The organism is Glutamicibacter sp. NPDC088483 (assembly GCF_044753145.1).
Lineage (GTDB): Bacteria > Actinomycetota > Actinomycetes > Actinomycetales > Micrococcaceae > Glutamicibacter.
The window spans coordinates 195842-214277 of sequence record NZ_JBIVMP010000002.1; the positions used below are offsets into that span (position 1 = coordinate 195842).

Annotated in this window: 19 protein-coding genes; 13 read left to right on the forward strand and 6 right to left on the reverse strand. The window is 60.8% G+C overall.

Annotation, left to right across the window (positions count from 1 at the left end; all coding sequences use genetic code 11):
• Nucleotides 1-20: 20 nt before the first annotated feature.
• From ACIP6G_RS05115 to ACIP6G_RS05135, 5 genes are all read left to right on the forward strand, one after another.
• Nucleotides 21-1124 (forward strand): VanZ family protein, encoded by a 1104-nt coding sequence (locus tag ACIP6G_RS05115; protein WP_365946120.1) that lies wholly within the window; start codon nt 21-23, stop codon nt 1122-1124.
• Between the two features lie 131 nt (nt 1125-1255).
• Nucleotides 1256-2026, forward strand: coding sequence for a DUF2637 domain-containing protein (locus tag ACIP6G_RS05120; protein WP_133833406.1), 771 nt, complete (start codon nt 1256-1258; stop codon nt 2024-2026).
• A gap of 84 nt (nt 2027-2110) precedes the next feature.
• Complete coding sequence (locus ACIP6G_RS05125; protein WP_105657790.1) at nt 2111-3214, forward strand: GTP pyrophosphokinase family protein; 1104 nt, start codon at nt 2111-2113, stop codon at nt 3212-3214.
• A gap of 186 nt (nt 3215-3400) precedes the next feature.
• Entirely contained in the window at nt 3401-5002 is a 1602-nt protein-coding gene (locus ACIP6G_RS05130; protein ID WP_105657791.1) for an ABC-F family ATP-binding cassette domain-containing protein, read from the forward strand.
• Between the two features lie 68 nt (nt 5003-5070).
• Nucleotides 5071-5517, forward strand: a complete 447-nt coding sequence (locus ACIP6G_RS05135) for a hypothetical protein (protein WP_365946121.1) — start codon at nt 5071-5073, stop codon at nt 5515-5517.
• Between the two features lie 78 nt (nt 5518-5595).
• Here ACIP6G_RS05135 and ACIP6G_RS05140 read toward each other — a convergent pair whose 3' ends face one another.
• From ACIP6G_RS05140 to ACIP6G_RS05150, 3 genes are read right to left on the reverse strand one after another with little or no spacing between them, the layout of a single operon-like run.
• A complete protein-coding gene (locus ACIP6G_RS05140) occupies nt 5596-6504 on the reverse strand; it encodes an SURF1 family protein (RefSeq protein ID WP_365946122.1) in 909 nt (302 codons plus the stop codon).
• Complete coding sequence (locus ACIP6G_RS05145) at nt 6505-6750, reverse strand: hypothetical protein (protein WP_365946123.1); 246 nt, start codon at nt 6748-6750, stop codon at nt 6505-6507. It abuts the gene before it with no gap.
• A complete protein-coding gene (locus ACIP6G_RS05150) occupies nt 6750-7172 on the reverse strand; it encodes a DUF3099 domain-containing protein (protein ID WP_332731728.1) in 423 nt (140 codons plus the stop codon). The genes ACIP6G_RS05145 and ACIP6G_RS05150 overlap by 1 nt, the downstream gene beginning before the upstream one ends.
• Nucleotides 7173-7353: 181 nt before the next feature.
• Here ACIP6G_RS05150 and ACIP6G_RS05155 point away from each other — a divergent pair, with 181 nt between their 5' ends.
• On the forward strand, nt 7354-8112 hold the full coding sequence (locus tag ACIP6G_RS05155; RefSeq protein WP_181148862.1) for a beta-ketoacyl-ACP reductase: 759 nt from the start codon (nt 7354-7356) through the stop codon (nt 8110-8112).
• 34 nt (nt 8113-8146) lie between these two features.
• Complete coding sequence (locus tag ACIP6G_RS05160) at nt 8147-8896, forward strand: SDR family oxidoreductase (RefSeq protein WP_105661240.1); 750 nt, start codon at nt 8147-8149, stop codon at nt 8894-8896.
• Between the two features lie 149 nt (nt 8897-9045).
• On the opposite strand, the gene ACIP6G_RS05165 is transcribed toward ACIP6G_RS05160, so the two are convergent.
• Nucleotides 9046-10794, reverse strand: coding sequence for a VanW family protein (locus tag ACIP6G_RS05165; protein WP_332727430.1), 1749 nt, complete (start codon nt 10792-10794; stop codon nt 9046-9048).
• Between the two features lie 161 nt (nt 10795-10955).
• Nucleotides 10956-11876 (reverse strand): phosphoserine phosphatase SerB, encoded by a 921-nt coding sequence (gene serB, locus ACIP6G_RS05170; RefSeq protein ID WP_365946125.1) that lies wholly within the window; start codon nt 11874-11876, stop codon nt 10956-10958.
• 187 nt (nt 11877-12063) lie between these two features.
• On the opposite strand from serB, the gene ACIP6G_RS05175 reads away from it, so the two are divergent.
• The 4 genes from ACIP6G_RS05175 (at nt 12064) to ACIP6G_RS05190 (ending at nt 14918) form a co-directional block, all read left to right on the forward strand.
• Nucleotides 12064-12849 carry an ABC transporter ATP-binding protein gene (locus ACIP6G_RS05175; RefSeq protein WP_365946126.1) on the forward strand — a complete coding sequence of 262 codons (786 nt, stop codon included), beginning with the start codon at nt 12064-12066 and terminating at the stop codon, nt 12847-12849.
• 28 nt (nt 12850-12877) lie between these two features.
• Nucleotides 12878-13675, forward strand: a complete 798-nt coding sequence (locus ACIP6G_RS05180) for a sulfite exporter TauE/SafE family protein (RefSeq protein WP_133833401.1) — start codon at nt 12878-12880, stop codon at nt 13673-13675.
• A 4-nt stretch (nt 13676-13679) separates the two neighbouring features.
• On the forward strand, nt 13680-14513 hold the full coding sequence (locus tag ACIP6G_RS05185; protein WP_105657801.1) for an RNA methyltransferase: 834 nt from the start codon (nt 13680-13682) through the stop codon (nt 14511-14513).
• 147 nt (nt 14514-14660) lie between these two features.
• A complete protein-coding gene (locus tag ACIP6G_RS05190) occupies nt 14661-14918 on the forward strand; it encodes a type B 50S ribosomal protein L31 (RefSeq protein ID WP_013348950.1) in 258 nt (85 codons plus the stop codon).
• 489 nt (nt 14919-15407) lie between these two features.
• On the opposite strand, the gene ACIP6G_RS05195 is transcribed toward ACIP6G_RS05190, so the two are convergent.
• A complete protein-coding gene (locus ACIP6G_RS05195) occupies nt 15408-17006 on the reverse strand; it encodes a DUF222 domain-containing protein (protein ID WP_365946127.1) in 1599 nt (532 codons plus the stop codon).
• Between the two features lie 171 nt (nt 17007-17177).
• Between ACIP6G_RS05195 and ACIP6G_RS05200 the strand changes: the two genes are divergently transcribed.
• The gene (locus ACIP6G_RS05200; RefSeq protein WP_365946128.1) at nt 17178-18233 is read left to right on the forward strand and encodes a biotin/lipoate A/B protein ligase family protein; all 1056 of its coding nucleotides are present in this window, start codon (nt 17178-17180) and stop codon (nt 18231-18233) included.
• Nucleotides 18234-18299: 66 nt separating this feature from the next.
• Nucleotides 18300-18425: a hypothetical protein gene (locus tag ACIP6G_RS05205; protein ID WP_400288992.1), complete on the forward strand. Its 126-nt coding sequence runs from the start codon at nt 18300-18302 to the stop codon at nt 18423-18425.
• The last annotated feature ends 11 nt before the right edge of the window (nt 18426-18436 follow it).

The following is an 18436-nucleotide window of genomic DNA, read 5'->3' on the forward strand; positions in this document are numbered from 1 at the left end:
TATTCCGCTTAGATAGAAATATGCAAACAATGTTCTGGCCAGCGGCAATCGCCATTCTCGGCGGCGCCCTCTTCTTGGCGTCCGCCGGCGTTTTCCTGCTGGCCGTGCAATACCGCCGGCATGGACGGTTGTCCTGGCGCCGCACCATCACCACCACAACCGCAGCCGTCTACGGATTCGGCCTGTTCAGCTACACCATGCTTCCGCTGCCGTCCACGCGCGACGAATTCTGCCGTCCCGGGGTGGCCATCCCGCAACTGGTGCCCGGCCGTTTCGTCGATGATTTCAGGCTGGCCATCGTGGAACGCGGGCTGAGCGGATTCGCCACCAGCTTCACCCTGTGGCAGGTGCTGTTCAACATCATCTTGTTCATGCCCCTGGGCATCTTGGCCGTGCGCTGGCTGCGCGGCAACATCTTCACCGGTGTCCTGCTCGGCTTCGCGGCCTCGCTGGCCATCGAGCTGACCCAGTACACCGCTATTTGGGGGTTGTACACCTGCGCCTACCGCGTGGCCGACGTCGATGACCTGATCACCAACACTGCCGGCGCGCTGCTGGGCGCGATGATCGCCTACCTGCCGATGTTCCGCTTCCTGTCCGGCCCGGTGGAAGCGGACGCGGCCAATGCGCCGGCGCGGCCGGTGACCCGCGCCCGCCGTGCACTGGCCAACATCTTCGATGCAGGCTTCACCGCCGGAGCGCTCCTTGTCATCGGTGCTGCCCTGGAACTGCTGGAGCGTTTGGGTGCTCCGGAGTTCGGCCAACAGTGGATGAACTTCTGGCTTCCGCTGTTCGTGGTCTTCTGCGTCTTCTGGCTGCCGAGCCTGGCGCCGGGACGGGCCACCCTCGGCCAGCGCTGCGCCTGGCTGATGCTCACCGACGGGCAGGGGCAACCGGCTCCGGCCGGCCGGGCCTTGCTGCGCAGCCTGCTCGGATTTGGCGGGATTAACTTCCTCTTCCAGATTTCCACCAGCATGGTCGACTTCACGCCCTACCCGCTGCTGAACATGCTCGTTGTGATCTATATCGCGATCAGCGCCTTCTACTTCATCTTCGAGGCGAATCACCGGGGACTGGCCGGAAAAATCAGCGGTACCGGTTTCATCGACCGTCGCGCCCTTTGAGCCAAGGCACCCCAGCACCGCAAGGCGCACGCTAAAATGGAACGCGGTGGTCTGCGCCTCGGGTGCGGTCCAGCAAACTCGCGTTTGAAGACATACCGATAATTCCCAAAAAGTTAGGTCTGCTCAGCAGCATGGAAGATAATAAACCAGAGGTCCCGGCCGAACCGCACCGCGCCGTCCTAGGCACGGCCGTAGGCGCGACGGTCCTCATTGCCATCGGCGCATTCGTGCTCTCGTTCGCTGCATTGACCGACCTGGCCGAGCGCTCGGGCATCAGCCCGCGCCTGGCCTGGATCTGGCCAATCATCATTGACGGCATGATCGTGGCCGCCACCGTGGCCATCGTGGCCCTGAACGGCTTCCATCGCAAGGCCATGATCTACCCGTGGTCGCTGCTGTTCTTCGGTGCGATCGTTTCCACCGCGGCGAACTCCACCCACGCAATCTTGACCGTGGACTCGATCGAAAACGGAGTGCCGCCGCTGGTTTCCGCGCTGGTTGCCGCCATGCCGCCAATCGTCTTGCTGGCCATCACCCACCTGACCGTGCACATGTACCAGAAGAAGTCCGAAGCCGCGAAGCTGCGCGCTGAGCTGGAATACAACGAAGAGCGGGAAAACGCCGAGAAGTACGGCGTCGCTTATGATGATGGCTACAACGCTGCGCTGACCGACACCAAGACCGCCGAGGAAGAACGCCTATCGGTCCTGGAACAGGATCACCAGGACGCGCTGGCCCGAGCCCGCGCCGAAGGCATCGCGGCAGGCCGATCGGACTCGAAGGTCACCCCGATCAAGCAGAACGCGCAGCCAGCCAAGGAAACCAAGCCTGCAGCGCAGAAGAAGACCGAGGACAAGGCGCCATTGTTCGACGACATGGCTAAGCGCCTTTCCCGCCCATAAGGGCCGTCGCCGCACCCGGCTGGCGCCAGGGCATGAGCATGAGGACAGCATTTTCAGGAACGCTTTAGCATCCAGGAGGCATCAATGATGGATCCGGCGCAGGGCCAGGCGAACGACGAGTTCTCCGAACAGATTGCGGCCGCCGTTGAGCAGTACAAGTCTGTGACCGGCGAACTCAATACCGTCATGTCGGCCATGAAGGCGAAGATCCGCCGGTTGTTCGCGAATTCCGAGGTGCAACCGCTGTTCATTACCGGCCGGGTGAAATCGCCGCAGTCCTTCGCGGCCAAGGCCTCGCGCCGGCTGCAGGAAAGTTCCGAGACCGCCCCGGTGCTGGAATTCCCCAACCCGCTGCGCGAAATCCACGACATGGTGGGCATCCGCATCATCGTGATGCTGCCCCATGAAATCCAGCAGGTGGCCAGCCTGATCAAGTCGCACCGCGACTCCTTCGACTGCCGCAGCGACCGGGAGAAGGACATCGGCTCGGTGGAGTCCGGCACCTACGGCTACTCCTCGCGCCACCTGCTGCTCAAGACCCGCAGCGAGCCGATCGTACGCAAATTCCAGGAGGCTTTGGGCAAGCCGGTGGTAGCCAGCGGCAACTTCGTTTTCGAAGTGCAGATCCGCACCGTGCTGCAGCATGCCTGGTCCGAAATGGAGCACGACATCCGCTTCAAGCATCCCGGCGAGGCCGCCTGGAATCCGCAGATCGACCGCCACTTCACCGCCACCGCGGCGATGCTGGAAACCGTGGAGGACTACTTCACGGACATCGACGAGCTGTACCACCGCCTGAACGGCTACCACGACCAGCAGGGCGCCGGATCCGAGCCGTTGACCGGCGAGAAGATCGGCGAAATATGGCAGACGCTGTTGCCGCACGTGGACCGCAAGCGCGATGACGATTGGTCCTGGGCCGCCGAGCTGCTCGGCTCCCACGGCATAGACCAGACCTGGCAGCTGGCGCAGCTGCTGGATGCGAATGTGGTCACCGATGTGCGTGCGGCGCTGGACCACCGGTACTCGCCGGGTCCGGACCGCTTGCTGGACGACGTGCTGCTCTGGCGCTTCGGCAAGGACCACATCGACAAGACCAGCGGCGGGGACCTGCGCCGCGAAGCCTCCTTGCGCCGCCGCCTGATCCAGATGATGGATTACCGATCGCAACCCAGCGACAAGGAATAATTTCGATTCGAAGCCCGGATTTCCAATGCGGTGGAAGTGCGGGCTTCGATTCTTTAGCCAGCTCAACCCCAAACTGTTAGTTTGTGCACGTTCCGCCGGCCACGGCGTGGTTGGCCGGTAGAATAGTCAAGTTGCCCAATTTGTGGGCCGCACAATTCTTGTACCCGCATGAAAGGGCCACACCATATGATTTCCGTAGCCAACCTTGAGCTACGCGTCGGCGCCCGCTTGCTGATGGACGAAGTGAACTTCCGCATCGACAAGGGCGACAAGATCGGACTGGTGGGACGCAACGGTGCCGGCAAGACGACGATGACCAAGGTCCTCGCCGGCGAGACCCAGCCAGCCTCGGGTGAGGTCACCTTCAAGGGCTCCATCGGCTACCTGCCGCAGGACCCCAAGACCCCTGACATGGAGCAGCTGGCGCGCAATCGCATCCTTGGCGCCCGCGGCCTGGACGTGGTGGTCACCAAGCTGGCCCAGAACCGCGAGGACATGGCCAGCGAGGACGCTGCCGTCTCCGCCAAGGCCATGCGCCAGTACGACCGGTTGGAAGCAGAATTCATCGCTGCCGGTGGCTACGCTGCCGAATCCGAAGCGGCCGCCATCTGCGCCAACCTGGATCTGCCGGACCGCATCCTGGACCAGCCGCTGCGCACCCTGTCCGGTGGACAGCGCCGCCGCGTCGAGCTGGCCCGCATCCTCTACTCGGACGCCGAGACCCTGCTGCTCGATGAGCCGACCAACCACCTGGACGTCGATTCGATCATGTGGCTGCGCGACTTCATCAAGAACTACCCCGGCGGCGTGCTGATGATCAGCCACGATACCGGCCTGATGGAATCCACCGTGAACAAGGTGCTGAACCTCGACGCGAACCGCGGCGTGGTGGATGTCTACAACATGAACTGGAAGCGCTACAAGATCCAGCGCGAAACCGATGAGCGTGCCCGCAAGCGCGAGCGCGCCAACATCGAGAAGAAGGCTTCGGTCCTGCTGACCCAGGCGAACAAGATGAAGGCCCGCGCCTCCGGCGCCTCGGCGGCGCAGTCCATGCTCAAGCGCGTGGATCGCATGCTTTCCGGGCTGCAGGAAGAGCGTGCCTCCGACAAGGTTGCAGCCCTGCGCTTCCCGGATCCGGCTCCCTGCGGCAAGACCCCGCTCATGGCCGAAGGCCTGTCCAAGGCCTATGGCTCGCTGGAGATCTTCAACGATGTCTCGCTGGCCATCGACCGCGGCTCGAAGGTTGTCATCCTGGGCCTGAACGGTGCCGGCAAGACCACCTTGCTGCGCATGCTCGCCGGTGTCTCCGAACCCGATACCGGAAAGATCATTCCGGGCCACGGCCTGAAGATCGGCTACTTCGCCCAGGAGCATGACACCTTGGATCCGGAAGCCAGCGTGCTGGAGAACATGCGCCGCAACGCGCCTGACCACCTGAACGATGCCGACGTCCGCTCGATCCTCGGCTCGTTCCTGTTCGTCGGCGACGACGTGACCAAGCCGGCCGGCGTGCTCTCCGGCGGCGAGAAGACCCGTCTGGCACTGGCCACCATCGTGGCTTCCAGCGCCAATGTGCTGCTGCTCGATGAGCCGACCAACAACCTCGACCCTGCCTCGCGCGCCGAGGTGCTGGGCGCGCTGTCCACCTTCCCGGGTGCCGTGGTCATGGTGTCCCACGATGAGGGCGCAGTGATGTCGTTGCAGCCTGAGCGCGTGGTCATCCTGCCTGATGGCGATGAGGACCTCTTCAACGAGGATTACCTGGAATTGGTTTCGCTGACTTAACTCCTGACAACCCGTAATAGCTCTCGTAGGCTTGGCAGATCACCATCTTCAAAGGGAGCTGCCAAGCCATGAGTGTTTTTGGACGCAAATTACCGCGGATCGCAGGCGCTGGGCTGCTGCTTGCCAGCGCGCTGGCCGGCTGCGCCGCACAGGTTCACGATGAGGTCAACGCCCAGTGGACGCTGCTGGACCCTGCCGGGGTGAACGCGTCGAGCACCAGCCTCGACCTCGGGGTCATGCGGCTTGCCTGTTCCTCCGGGGTGACCGGCGAGGTGACCGCCACCCAGGTGGAGCTGTCCAATGACCAGATCGCCATCGGGATCGTGGTTGAACCGCTGGAAGGCGAAGCGCATGCCTGCCAAGGCAACGAGACCGCGCCCTACACGCTGGAACTGCAGGAGCCGGTGGGGGACCGCACCCTCATCGATGCCTCCTGCCTCGAAGGCGAGGGGCACAAGACTCCTGGGTGCAGCGACAGCGGGATCCGCTGGACTCCGCCGGCCAACGGCAGCTGAAAGAAAACTGCATTAAGCAGAGAACCGCGCGGCAACTGGAATATTCCAGCTACCGCGCGGTTTCCTTGTTTTCCGCAGCTACTTCGGGAGGCCCCCTGGCGTGTGGTCGGCCTGGTCGAGCAGCGCATCCTCGATGGCTTCATCGGTCGGCGTGCCGTCACGGCGGAACTTCTTATCCGGCTTGGCGCGAATCTTGCGCACCTTGTGCAGCGGCTCGTCCAGGCCCAGCGCCTCGGCTTCGGCTTGCTCGGCGGCATCCTCGGCGTTCAGCTTCTTCTGCTGGCGAGCGGCATACCAGAAGCCGATGAAGGCCAGCACGCCAAAGATGTACCACTGGATCTCGTAGGAAAGATGCGGACCTTCATCCATATCCGGAGCGTCCAGCTGCAGTGGCGCAGTGGCCGGGGCCGGATCCTCTTCATACATCAGGCCGTAGGCGCCCTGGGCGATCTCGTAGTCCAGGAGCTTGGCGTAGTCTTCGAGCTGGATCGAAGCCAATTGGCCCTCCGGGGCGCCGCGGTCCAAGCGGATTTCCGATGGTTTCAAACGCACATCCACAGTGACTTCTCCGGCAGGTGGCGCTGGAACAACATCCGGGTGGCCGTCTTCCTGGTTGCCGATCGGCAGGTAGCCGCGGTTCACGACGACAGTTCCGCCCTCGTTGGTCCTGAACGGCACCAGCACCTCGTAGCCGGGGCTGCCGGCCTTGATGCGGTTGCGCACGATCATGGTATCCGCGGGCAGATATTGGCCGGTGAGCTGCGCGGTCATCCAGGTCTTGTCCTCGTCCAGGTCCTGGAAATTCTCCAGGGCCTGCGTGCCGGTGACCGGCTCTGCGAAGTAGTTGCGGTTGACCCGTTCGATGCCCTCGAGGACTTCGGCACGGCGGTCGGCTTGCCAATTGCCCAAGCCAATGCAGGCGGCGGCGAAGATCGCCACCAGAATGAGCCAGCCGACCCACCGGGTACTGGCCAGAAAACGATACATCTACTTGCTTTCTCCTTCATTGCCCGGCATCGGCAGCGTTTCCTTGTAGAGCAGGCGTTCCTCCAGATACGTTTCGAGCCAGTCGCGGTGCTCTTCGCAGGCCAGCCAGATTTTGCGCCGGTCCGGGGTGTGGATCTTCGGATTATTCCACAGCAGCTGGTGGCTGGCGGCGTTGCGGCAGCCCTTTCGCGAGCACAGGATTTCGGCGGCGGCAGGGGAGCCGCCGAGCGAACCTAGCAGATCCACTAGTCCTCCTTGGGAGCAGTTGTTGGCTGTTGCACCGGATCAGCTTCTTCGGCGAAGCTTCCGTCGATCACTTCTGGTTCCGGTGCCTGCTGCGCGGCCGGCGCGGTTTCGTCCGGTGCGGCGATAGCCTGGGCGCCGGGAGCCTTGTAGAACTCGGCGGGCGGTTCGCGTTTGGTCAGATCCGCACCGCCGTTGGCGATCACCACTGCGATATAGGGAAGGATAATTGCGCCCGCGAGCAAGACCCAGCGCAGCCAGCCATCGAAGAAGAAAGCGAGAACGAAGCAGATCAGGCGCACGGTCATGGAAATCGTGTATTTGCGCACACGTGAATCGCGCTCGGTGGTATGGGACTCGCGCGCTTCGGTAATGCGGTGAACTTCCGGTTGGCTGGAACCGTGATTCGTGGGCTGTGGGGACATGTAAAAGACTTCGCTTCGCAGTACGGGATCTGCTCCCATTGTCTCACCTGCGGCACGAAGAGTGTAATTTCTACGCGCTGTCGAAGCGGTAAAACTGGGTAGTAACTAATAGGATTGTTCACGGAGTAGCTACTTAACTAGGCAAAGTGCGCTTTTCGGCTGGCCCTTGGAGAGATTTACCATGCCAGGACAGCGAGCGCATGAACGGAGAAATACATTGACTACGGAACCAACCACTGGCCGCAGTGTGCTCGTGACCGGCGGCAACCGCGGCATCGGACTTGCTATTGCGCGCGCATTCGAAGCCAACGGCGACAAAGTGGCCATTACCTACCGCAGCGGCGAGGTTCCCGCCGGACTGCTCGGCGTCAAGGCCGATGTCACCGACGGCGAATCGATCGACGCGGCCTTCAAAGAAGTTGAAGCGGCCCACGGTCCGGTAGAAGTCCTCGTCGCCAATGCCGGGGTCACCAAGGACACCCTGCTGCTGCGCATGAGCGAAGACGACTTCACCTCGGTGATCGACACCAACCTCACCGGCGCCTTCCGCGTGATCAAGCGCGCGTCCAAGGGCATGATCCGGCTCAAGCGCGGCCGTGTCGTGCTGATCTCCTCGGTCGTCGGCCTTTACGGCTCGCCAGGGCAGATCAACTACGCGGCGTCCAAGGCCGGCCTGGTGGGCATCGCCCGCTCGCTGACCCGTGAACTGGGCTCACGCGGCATCACCGCCAACGTTGTGGCTCCGGGCTTCATCAACACCGAGATGACCGCTGTGCTGCCAGAGGACACCCAGAAGGAATACCTCTCCAGCATCCCTGCCAACCGCTTTGCTGAGCCTGAAGAGGTTGCCAACGTGGTCCGCTGGATCGCCAGCGACGAAGCAGGCTACATCTCCGGTGCCGTGATCCCGGTTGATGGCGGCCTGGGCATGGGCCACTAGAAGATTTAAGCAAGAAATCCAAAGGAGTACCACCATGAGTGAATTCAAAGGTGCCGTTGTAACCGGTTCCTCGCGCGGCATCGGTGCGGTGACCGCGCAGCTGCTGGCCGAGCAGGGCGTTGGCGTAGTGGTCAACTACCGCGCCAAGGCCCCGCGCGCCAACAAGATTGTTGCCGCTATTGAAGAAAAGGGCGGCAAGGCCGTTGCCGTGGGCGCCGACCTGACCACCGTTGAGGGTCCGCAGGCTCTGGTTGACGCGGCTGTTGAGAACTTCGGCTCGCTGGATGTCGTCGTGCTCAACGCTTCGGGCGGCATGGAAACCTCCATGGGCGAAAACTATGCGCTGCGCCTGAACCGCGACGCGCAGGTGGCCATGCTGGAAGCCGCGCTGCCCCAGCTGAGCGAGGGCGGCCGCGTGGTCTTCGTTACCAGCCACCAGGCGCACTTCATCAACGAAGTAACCACCATGGATGCCTACGACGCTGTGGCCAAGTCCAAGCGCGCCGGCGAAGATGCACTGCGTGAAATGATCCCGAAGCTGGCCGAGAAGAACATCACCTTCGTGGTGGTCTCCGGTGACATGATCGAAGGCACCATCACCGCAACCCTGCTCAACCGCATGGAGCCAGGTGCTATCGACGCCCGCCGCGAAGCTGCCGGCAAGCTGTACTCCGTCGAGGAGTTCGGCGCCGAGGTAGCCAAGATGGTCTTCGCCGACGTCGAGACCGGCCACACCGAGCTGGTTGGCGGCGCAGGCGACTTCCTGGAGCAGTCGGGCAAGTAAGCCCCCGCAGCAGCGCGCATCAGCTGGCGGCAGTTACCCCGTGCAGGGGTTCCGACCGCCAGCTTTTCCGTGCCTGGGGCAAAATGCGCAGGGTTAAGCGAAATCGCCGGGCACCTCCGAAAGGGAGGCGCCCGGCGATTTCGCTTGGATCAGTCCTTGGGCTTGTCGCCGCAGACGATCTTGTGCCATGGGCTGTAGGTCCAGCTCTTGGTTTCAGCTGGCAGCTTCTTGGATCCATCGAAGGCTTCCCGGTAGCGGGTGATATCGATGCTGAAGCCCTTCTTGCCACCAGATTCCGAGACGCACTTCTCGGCCGGGTTGTACTTGGTTTCGGGGTTGGTCTGGTTGTACTTGCCCGAGCTCTTCTGCGAGACATCCCAGTACTTGGTGGACCACAGGCGGGTATTGACCTTGTCGCCCGAAACCCAGGCCTGGATCATCACGCCGTAGGGGGTGTTGTTCTCCCAGATCATGTCGATCTGGCCTTCCCACAAGGTGGCTTCGCGTCCCGCGGGGTAGCGCTCGAACCATCGCGAATGCGGCTTGTGGGTGATGTCGTCGTATCCGGCCAGGAAGCCGACGTTGTACATCTGGGTGGAGATCTGCGAGAGTCCGCCGCCTACGGCTTCGGTGCTGAAGCCGCTTTCCACGACCCCGGAGCTGTAATAGCCGTTGGCCACGGTGATCGGGCCCAAGGCCTGCAGCAGCGAGAAGCGTTCGCCGGGCTTGATGATATCGCCATTGACGCGCGCCGAACCGGCATGCAGGTTCTTGGTGCGTACGGTATCGGAAGCCGGGTAGGGAGTGGAGAAGGTGACGATCGGTTCCTTGATGCCGAGCTTCTTCGCATCTGCGGTGGTGAAGTCGGCTTCCTTCTCGGTCATCTCAACTTCGGCAGTGCGGTTCTTGGCAGCGGTGGCGGCCAGGACCTTGGCGCCCAGGCCCTTGGTCTCCAGCGAGATGCCCTTGGAGGACTTGATGATGGACGGCTTGCCGTCCTTCAAGACGATCTGCGCATCCTTGGCAGTGCTGGAAAGATCTGAATTCTTCGTCGCAGCCTTGTAGAGCTTCTCGTCATCCAATGCGATCGCTGGGGCGCCATCCTTGGGCGCGTACTTTGCCGCCGCGGCAATAGACGCGGCCGAGATGGACGCCTTCTTGTCATCCGATGCCAGGATGACCTCGTCCTTCAGCAGCGCCTTGACGTCCTTGTCGTAGAACGCCTGCAGGGTGTCGGCAGAGATCGCCGGCTTGCTGACTTCGGCAGGAAGGTCGATCGCCGCGCCGGCAATTTCCCATTCCTCGCTGATCAGTGTGGCGGCTTCTTCGGTCTTCAGCGCTACGCCGTCAACGGGCTTGGTCAGCTTCGAGGTGCCATCCTTGAAGTCGATAGTTCCTTCGGCGACCTCGGCATTGGCCTTCTTGGCCAGCGCTTCAAGCTGCGCGCCCAGTTTTTCCTGATCTACGTCGACCGCTGGGGTGACGTGGAATTCGCCGGTGAGCCGCTCGTAGAGCTTGGCCGGGTTGATTTCGTAGGAAGTCAGTTCGTTGATGGTTTCATCAACGTTCAGTTCCAGGCCGGCCTTGGCCGGATCCAGGGTGTACTTTTCACCGTTGACGGTGACATCCATTGGCTTTTCAGCCAGGGGGAGTACCTCGCGTTCCAATTCGGCGCGAGCCTGGTCCTTGTTCATGGATCCTATGTTCACGCCCGCAATTGACGCGTTGGCTGGAACCTGGGAACTGACATAGGCGGCTCCGCCGAAATATGCTGCGGCTACGGCTGCGACACAAGAACCGGTAATGATCCAAGGCTTGGCCTTGCTCTTCGGCTTCTTCTTGTCTTGTGCGGAGTGCGTAGGCGTAGTTGAGGAACTGTCCGGGGAGGGGGTCTGCACTGGTCTGGTAGCTCTTTCGAAAGCGATAGGGGCTACGCGCGCGGCTAGGACTTATGCCGCCAGCCGTTAAACGCGTCAATAGAAATACTAACCGCTGGAACAACCGATCAAGTTACCGAAAGCCGCTATCGGCAGAATTGTTATGCAGTTGTTGGATTCCGCTAAGCCAAATCATTGAGTACTAGGTCGGCGATGACGTCCAGGCGCGAGAAGTCCAGGCGCACGACCGCCTCATCGCGCAGGGCAGGCTTCGCATTGAAAGCCACGCCCAAACCCGCGGCAGCAACCATGGCCAGATCATTGGCGCCATCACCGGCGGCGACGGTTGCCGTCATCGGGATCTGATGTTCCTCGGCCCAGGCGCGCAGCATCGTTTCCTTCATGCCGCGATCGACGATCTGGCCGTGAACGGTTCCGTCAAGAATTCCCTCGGAAATGCCCAGGGTGTTAGCCAGCGCATGGTCCAGGCCCAGATGGGCAGCCAACGGATCCAAGATCTGCTGGAACCCGCCGGAAACTACGCCGACCTTGTGCCCAGCAGCGTGGAACCGTTTGACCAGGGCTTCGGCGCCGTCCGAGAGGACAATGCGCTGGCCTACCTCGGCAAGGACAGTATCTGGCAGATCCTTCAAGGTAGCTACGCGCTGGATCAAGGACTGGGCGAAATCCAGTTCACCGCGCATCGCGGCTTCGGTCACCGCAGCCACTTCTTCTTCCCGTCCAGCGTGAGCGGCGAGCAGTTCGATGACTTCCTGCTTGATCAAGGTGGAATCGACATCCATCAGCAAGAGCAGCTGCGGAGCATCGACGAGTTCGGCCGGTACCACCGCTACGCACATGTCCGCGTATTCCAGTGCGCCGTCGGCGACCTGCGCATCGACGAATGCCGCAGCAGCCTGCTGCAGCTTCGCCTGATCGGCCTGTTCAAGGCGGAACTTGGCGACCAGCCGCTCTTCGCTGGCTTTGATCTGGCTCTCGTCCGCGGCGGGAATGAGCCCGGCGGCGGCCGCTTGCTGCAATACAGCGTTGAAGTCGGTGCGGGAGAAAGCGGGGCGGGATGCGAAAACCAATGATGAAGCCATGCAACCATTTTTCATTGCTTCGGTGTTTACGACCAAACATGACGTGTTGGCGCAAAGCTGCTGACCAGGCCCAGGGGAGCGAACTAGTATTGCCGTTGGACGCAATACAGGTCAATCCGGCGATCTCAGGCCCCGTTCGGCATTTCCAATTAGTGAAACAGGGGCGAAAAGTCTAATCTTGAATACCATGAGCGAAGTGCTAACTTTCAAAGATGTCAGCGTTGTACGCGGGCGAAAAGACCTGCTCAAGGACGTGTCCTGGGAAGTCAAAGAAGGACAGCGGTGGATTGTGATCGGCCCCAATGGCGCCGGCAAGTCGACCTTGATGAACGTTGCGGCCACCCGGCTGCACCCAACCCGCGGTACCGCGGATATCCTTGGCGAACGTTTGGGCAAGGTGTCGGTCTTCGATCTGCGTCCGTTGATCGGCCTGAGCTCAGCCCTGGTTGCCAACTCCATTCCAGCCAACGAAACCGCGCTGAACGTAGTACTCACCGCGGCTTACGGCATGACCGGTCGCTGGCGCGAGAAGTACGAGAAGCTCGATGAGCGCCGTGCTTTCCATCTGCTGCACAACTGGGGCATGTCCACCTTCATGAACCAGCCTTTCGGCAAGCTTTCCGAAGGCGAGCGCAAGCGCGTGCTGATCGCCCGTGCCTTGATGACCGATCCCGAACTGCTGATCCTCGATGAGCCTGCAGCAGGCTTGGACCTTGCCGGGCGCGAAGACCTGGTTGGCAAGCTGGCGGAACTGGCAGCCGACGAGGATGCCCCGGCGCTGGTTCTGGTAACCCACCACCTTGAAGAGGTGCCAGCGGGATTCACCCACATCTTGATGATGCGCGACGGCGAAGTTGTCGCTGCCGGCGAGATCGAATCCACGCTGAACGAAGCGAACCTGGAAGCAACCTACGGCATGCCGCTGAGCCTGCGCCGTGAAGGTGGACGCTACTCTGCTTTTGCACGCAGCTAACAGCAATAACTAAAGGGGAAAATTCCACGTGATCGAATTTTGGCGCGAAGCCCTGGTCTTCATTGGCGGACTGTGGGCCGGAACTATCAACACCGTCGTCGGTTCGGGCACGTTGGTCACTTTCCCCATTCTCGTGGCGTTGGGCATGGCTCCGGTGAATGCCGTCGTCTCCAACGCCATGGGTCTGGTTGCTGGTGGCTTCTCCGGTGCCTGGGGGTACCGTCGAGAAGCTGCCAGCGTCAAGAAGACGCTGCTCAAACTCGTGCCGGTTTCACTGGTCGGCGGGTTGATCGGTTCCTTGCTCCTCCTGAACCTGCCGGAGTCCGTCTTCGGCATCGTTGCGCCGGTGCTGCTGGTTTGCGCGCTGGTGCTGGTGATCTTCCAGCCCCGTCTTGCCAAGTGGGCGAAGACCCGGCAGGCCGCTTCCGGCGGCACCGACCCGGATGATGCCGATCGCGCCCAGATTCCAATGGTCCTCTACATCCTGGTGTTCATCATCGGTGTCTACGGCGGCTACTTCACCGCCGCGCAGGGAGTCCTGCTGATGGCGGTATTCGGCGTGTTCTTGCAAGCATCCCTGCAGCAGTCCAATGCAATCAAGGTCATCCTCTCCCTGATCGTGAATCTCGTGGCGGCCGCGATGTACCTGATCATTGCGCCGGAACGCATCAATTGGCTCGTCGTCCTGCTTATCGCTGTCGGCTCGCTGATCGGCGGATTTGCCGGCGCCAAGATTGGCCGCAAGCTCTCGCCTGGGCTGCTGCGCCTGGTCATCGTCATCCTGGGCCTGGTTGCCTTGGGCAACATGCTCTACAAGTTGGTGTAGCTTCGTGGCTGAAATTCTCAACCCTGAACGGATCCTGCCGGTCGCGGATCTGGCCGATTCCCGCCTCGACGAGTACCTCCGGCTCTCCGAAGCGAACCTGCGTATGCGCACTGACGTGGAAAACGGGCTCTACATTGCCGAGAGCACCAAAGTGGTGCAGCGTGCGATCAACGCGGGCCACGTGCCGCGCAGCTTCTTGCTCGCCGAAAAGCATTTGGACCAGCTAACCGAGGAGTTCAACCGTTTCCCAGACGCGCCGATTTTCATTGGGGATGATCGGCAGCTCCAGGATCTGGTCGGCTTCCACTTGCACCGCGGCGCCATGGCAGCGATGAATCGTCCCGAACCGCTGGATCTGGACGAAGTGCTTGAAGCCAGTTCGCGCGTTGCCATCTTGGAAGACATCGCCGACCATACTAACCTCGGCGCAATTATCCGTTCGGCTTCAGGGCTTGGCGTTGACGCCGTGCTGCTCACCCCCAAATGCGTGGACCCCTGGTACCGTCGCAGCGCCCGCGTCTCAATGGGGACGGTCTTCGACCTTCCTTGGGTACGCATGCTGTCGTGGCCAGAGGACATCCAGACCTTGAAGAGGCATGGCTACGAGATGCTCGCCATGGAACTGACCGAGGACGCGATCCCGCTAAACGAAGTAGAGATCAAGTCTGGCCAGAAGGTCGCCATGATCTTGGGCAACGAAGGCAGGGGAGTTACCGATGAAGCTCTGGCCGCCGTTGACCGGACCGTGATCATCCCTATGTACCGCGAAGTGGATTCCCTGAATGTTGGTGCCGCTAGCGCAATTGCATTCTGGCATTTGTGCTCCGCGCCACGCTAAGAAGGTTTCTGCCGCCGCCGCTTTTGCGATAGGATGGACTGTCTGTGCATTGAGGTCTCTTCATGGAGCCCTGAATGCGGGACACAATTTCCGAGTAAGTAGCTACTGGCAAAATCCAGTGGCCATAAACAAAAAAGGTGTATAGCTATGAAGGCTGATATCCATCCACAGTACGGCCCAGTTGTCTTCAACGACCTGGCATCCGGCGAGAAGATCCTGACCCGTTCGACCGCTAAGTCGGACAAGACCATCGAATGGGAAGATGGCAACACCTACCCAGTAATCGACGTCGAAATCTCGGCAGCTTCGCACCCGTTCTACACCGGCAAGCAGCGCATCATGGACACCGCTGGTCGTGTCGAGCGCTTCAACGCCCGCTTCAAGGGCTTCGGCGGCAAGAAGTAATACTTCGTACCTAGCAAGCTTTCGCGGCGTGTTTCCAGTATTTGGAAACACGCCGCTGCTGCTTTAACAGCACACCTGTCCATCAGTGACTGAAAAATGTTTTCACGGAACCGTCTAAGAGGATTCGTTTTTCGCGCCACGATGCGCATCGCGGCATCTTGGCAGTTTCCTGGATGCGCCAGTGACTGAAAAATATTGTCAGCAGCGTCCGCCCCAGCGTCGTTCGGCGCAATAGCCGTCGGGGCAGCCGGGGATGACTGAAAAATATTGTCAGGAGCGTTTGCCCAGAGCTTTTCGGTGCTATAGCCGTCGGGGTTTCCAGTGGCGGCTGAATAAGGATTCGCTGACTCGTCGAAGCAGACGTCTTGGCCGCACTGCTCCGAGCAACTGGCTCCATCGCCGTTGCGTGAATGGTGTTATTGGTGGTGTGGAGGTGCTGGTGACTGAAAAATTCTGTCACCCAAAAACCGGTCAATCGGGATAGCGTCCTCAGCCTGTTTCCTTCTGGCCGTCATCTGGCGGCGATTCAGGACCGGGATCCTCGTCTGGAATGTCGACGCGAGGCTTGAGCCCAAGTACCCTGCGTACTTCTGCCGTGAGTCGAATATGCGGCAAAGGAATGACCTTAGGGCGCTCTGGGCAATGATCATTTACATGATCGAATTGGTCCACACGCTTGACGCTTTCCGGAATAACGAGTGCGCTCAGCCCGTGTGGAGTCACCCACATCTTGGATCCGTCAGGACGCGGAACGACTTTCCAACCCAATGCATGCTTGAACATTTGATGCTGCTTGCACAGCAGATGCGTATTGTCCCTGGTCGTATGCCCTCCGTGAGCCCAGCCATTTATATGGTCAATCTCGGAGCGGTCAGCTGGACGGCGACAGCCGGGGAAGCAGCAATGCTCATCGCGGTGCCGTAACAGATCCTTGAGACTCTGCGAGGGCCGGTAGCGCCTGCGCTCGACATCTATCGCGGCGCCAGTCCATGGATCGGTCAGCACGCGCTGGAACGAAGGCGCATCCTTTGCCAACGCCAATGCGACCCCCAGTGGGATGGGGCCGTAGCCTTCCAGGTCAGCCACGGTCCTTGTGGGATCCGCCAGCATTTCCACCGCGGGAATCGTGATGGATACCCGTGGCTTGAGGGGCGTGCCTTCCCGGTCCGGCCAGCCGTTGAGGATGATGTCTGCAAAGGCGTCCGCTTCTATTTGCTCCCGGGTACGGGGATCCTGCGGATCGTTATGCTGATCAGCTAGCCACTTCACGGAGTTCTTGATGGAATGAATCACTGCGGCACTGTTGTAGTACTTGAGGGTGGACATGCCATTTTCGTTATCCCATAGCGTGAGCTTGCGATTCTTTTCAGACTTCTTGTGCCTTTGTTCGGCGGCCTCCGGGCACATCCTGTCATGGAACCGGCGTGCGCGTTGGTATATCGCGTCATCAGACGCAGTCTTCGCCATGGGCAACAGCACGCGTTGCATCTGCATGATTTGTTCGGGGAGCAAGTCCTGCGAATACTTCACGATGTCATGCGCTGCCTTGGGCGTGATCTCTCCTGCAGCCAGAGCCGTGAGGGTTTCCTTGCAGGCGTAGCGAAGACCCTTGGCATAGAACATCCGCTTGCCTACCATGCGAGGGGTCTCACTCAGCGCGACAGCCGCTTCTGCGATGAAGTTGGAGTTGATGACCTGGTCACTGCCGCGGTCAACGCCATAGTATTGAGCACTTTTCCGAGCCTCGCGTTCCTCCTCCTCGGTAGTGGTCCCCGCGGTGGCGATCATATCGGCAAATGATTCACTGACTTGTTCTACTGAATCGGCCAGCAGCACAGATGTCATTGCATCGAGGATGCTCTGGATGCGCTGGATTTTCTTCAGCCGTTCGAGGGCGTCGCCGGGGCCATTGAGCGGGCCCGCGTCGAAGAGCTCATCTGCCAATTGCTTCAGCGGACCATGGAACAGGTGATGTTCGAGATGGTCGCTGAATAACGAATCCTTGTGGGATTCCGTGCGAGTGCCAGTTGGGGGCAACGGTAGACGATGTTCATCATCGTCGTCATGGATGAAATCGGGTATAGCCATAGTTAATTATCCTGCTGGCAACAGACAGTTTGGCCCGGAAATCCGCGGAATGTGGAAGTATTCTCGAATATTTATTCGATTGTTATCCGGCGTCGAATGTTGCCACTGCGAACCACCGAATCCGGGGGCGCGTGGATTCGACTAGTGGGCAGCCGGGGATAGAATGAAACCATGAAGCATCATGGTGAATACAAGGTAGTCGGTGGCAAATTAGTCGTTGTAGATCTGGATACTTCCGATGGCGTGATCACCGAAGTGTCATTGAATGGCGACTTCTTCCTGGAACCAGATGATGCACTCGATGACTTGAATGATGCGCTACGCGGTTTGCCAGCGGACGCCAGCCACAGCACCATACGCAATGCGGTAACCGACAATCTGCGTGAAGGCGTAGTGATGTTCGGTTTTGACGAAGACGCCATCGCGCGCGTCGTCCGCCGGGCGCTGGGACACGCCACCAAGTGGGAAGACCACGAGTGGGAAGTCCTGGGCCCGGAGATCATTCCAATCACCGAGCAAGTGGCGCTGGATGAGGTGCTGACCCGGCAAATCGCCAAGGGGGCCCGCAAGCCGACCATCCGCTTCTGGGACTGGAGCGAAGGCGCCGTCGTGATCGGCTCCTTCCAGTCGCTGAAGAACGAAGTGGACATGGAGCAAGCCGAAAAGCACGGCATCCAGGTGGTTCGCCGCATTTCCGGAGGCGGCGCGATGTTCATGGAAGCTGGCAACTGCATTACCTACTCGCTCTACGCTCCTGAATCCCTGGTGGACGGCATGAGCTTTGCCGATTCCTACCCGTACCTGGACGCCTGGGTGATGGAAGCGCTGGAAAGCATCGGCCTGGAAGCGTACTACAAGCCGCTGAACGACATCGCGACCCCTGCCGGCAAGATCGGCGGCGCAGCGCAAAAGCGCCTGGCCAACGGTGCGATGCTGCACCACGTCACCATGAGCTACGACATCGACGCGGAGAAGATGACCCAGGTGCTGCGCATTGGCCGGGAGAAGATCTCCGACAAGGGCATCACCTCAGCGGTCAAGCGTGTGGATCCGCTGAAGTCGCAGACAAAGCTGGATCGCATGGAGATCATCAACGTCATGATGGACACCTTCGCCAAGCGCACCGGGGCCAAGCCGGCGCAGCTGGATGCCGAATCCCGTCTGGCGGCGAAGGAATTGGCCGAGGCCAAATTCGCTACCGCGCAGTGGACCGCGCGGGTTCCGTAGCGAGCCAAGATCCAAGGGCCTGTTCTCGATCAAGTTCGAGGCCAGGCCCTTGTTTCGCTTGAGGCCATGGTTGCTGTGGCCCTGCCATCTCCGCTGGGCCGGCCGGGTTCGGCCGCAGGGCAGACCCGCACTGGAACCGGTTGCGCCACCGGCAACGGCCTGCGGCTCTTGGCCGGCCCGCTGCGTGGATAAGCAGCGGGCCG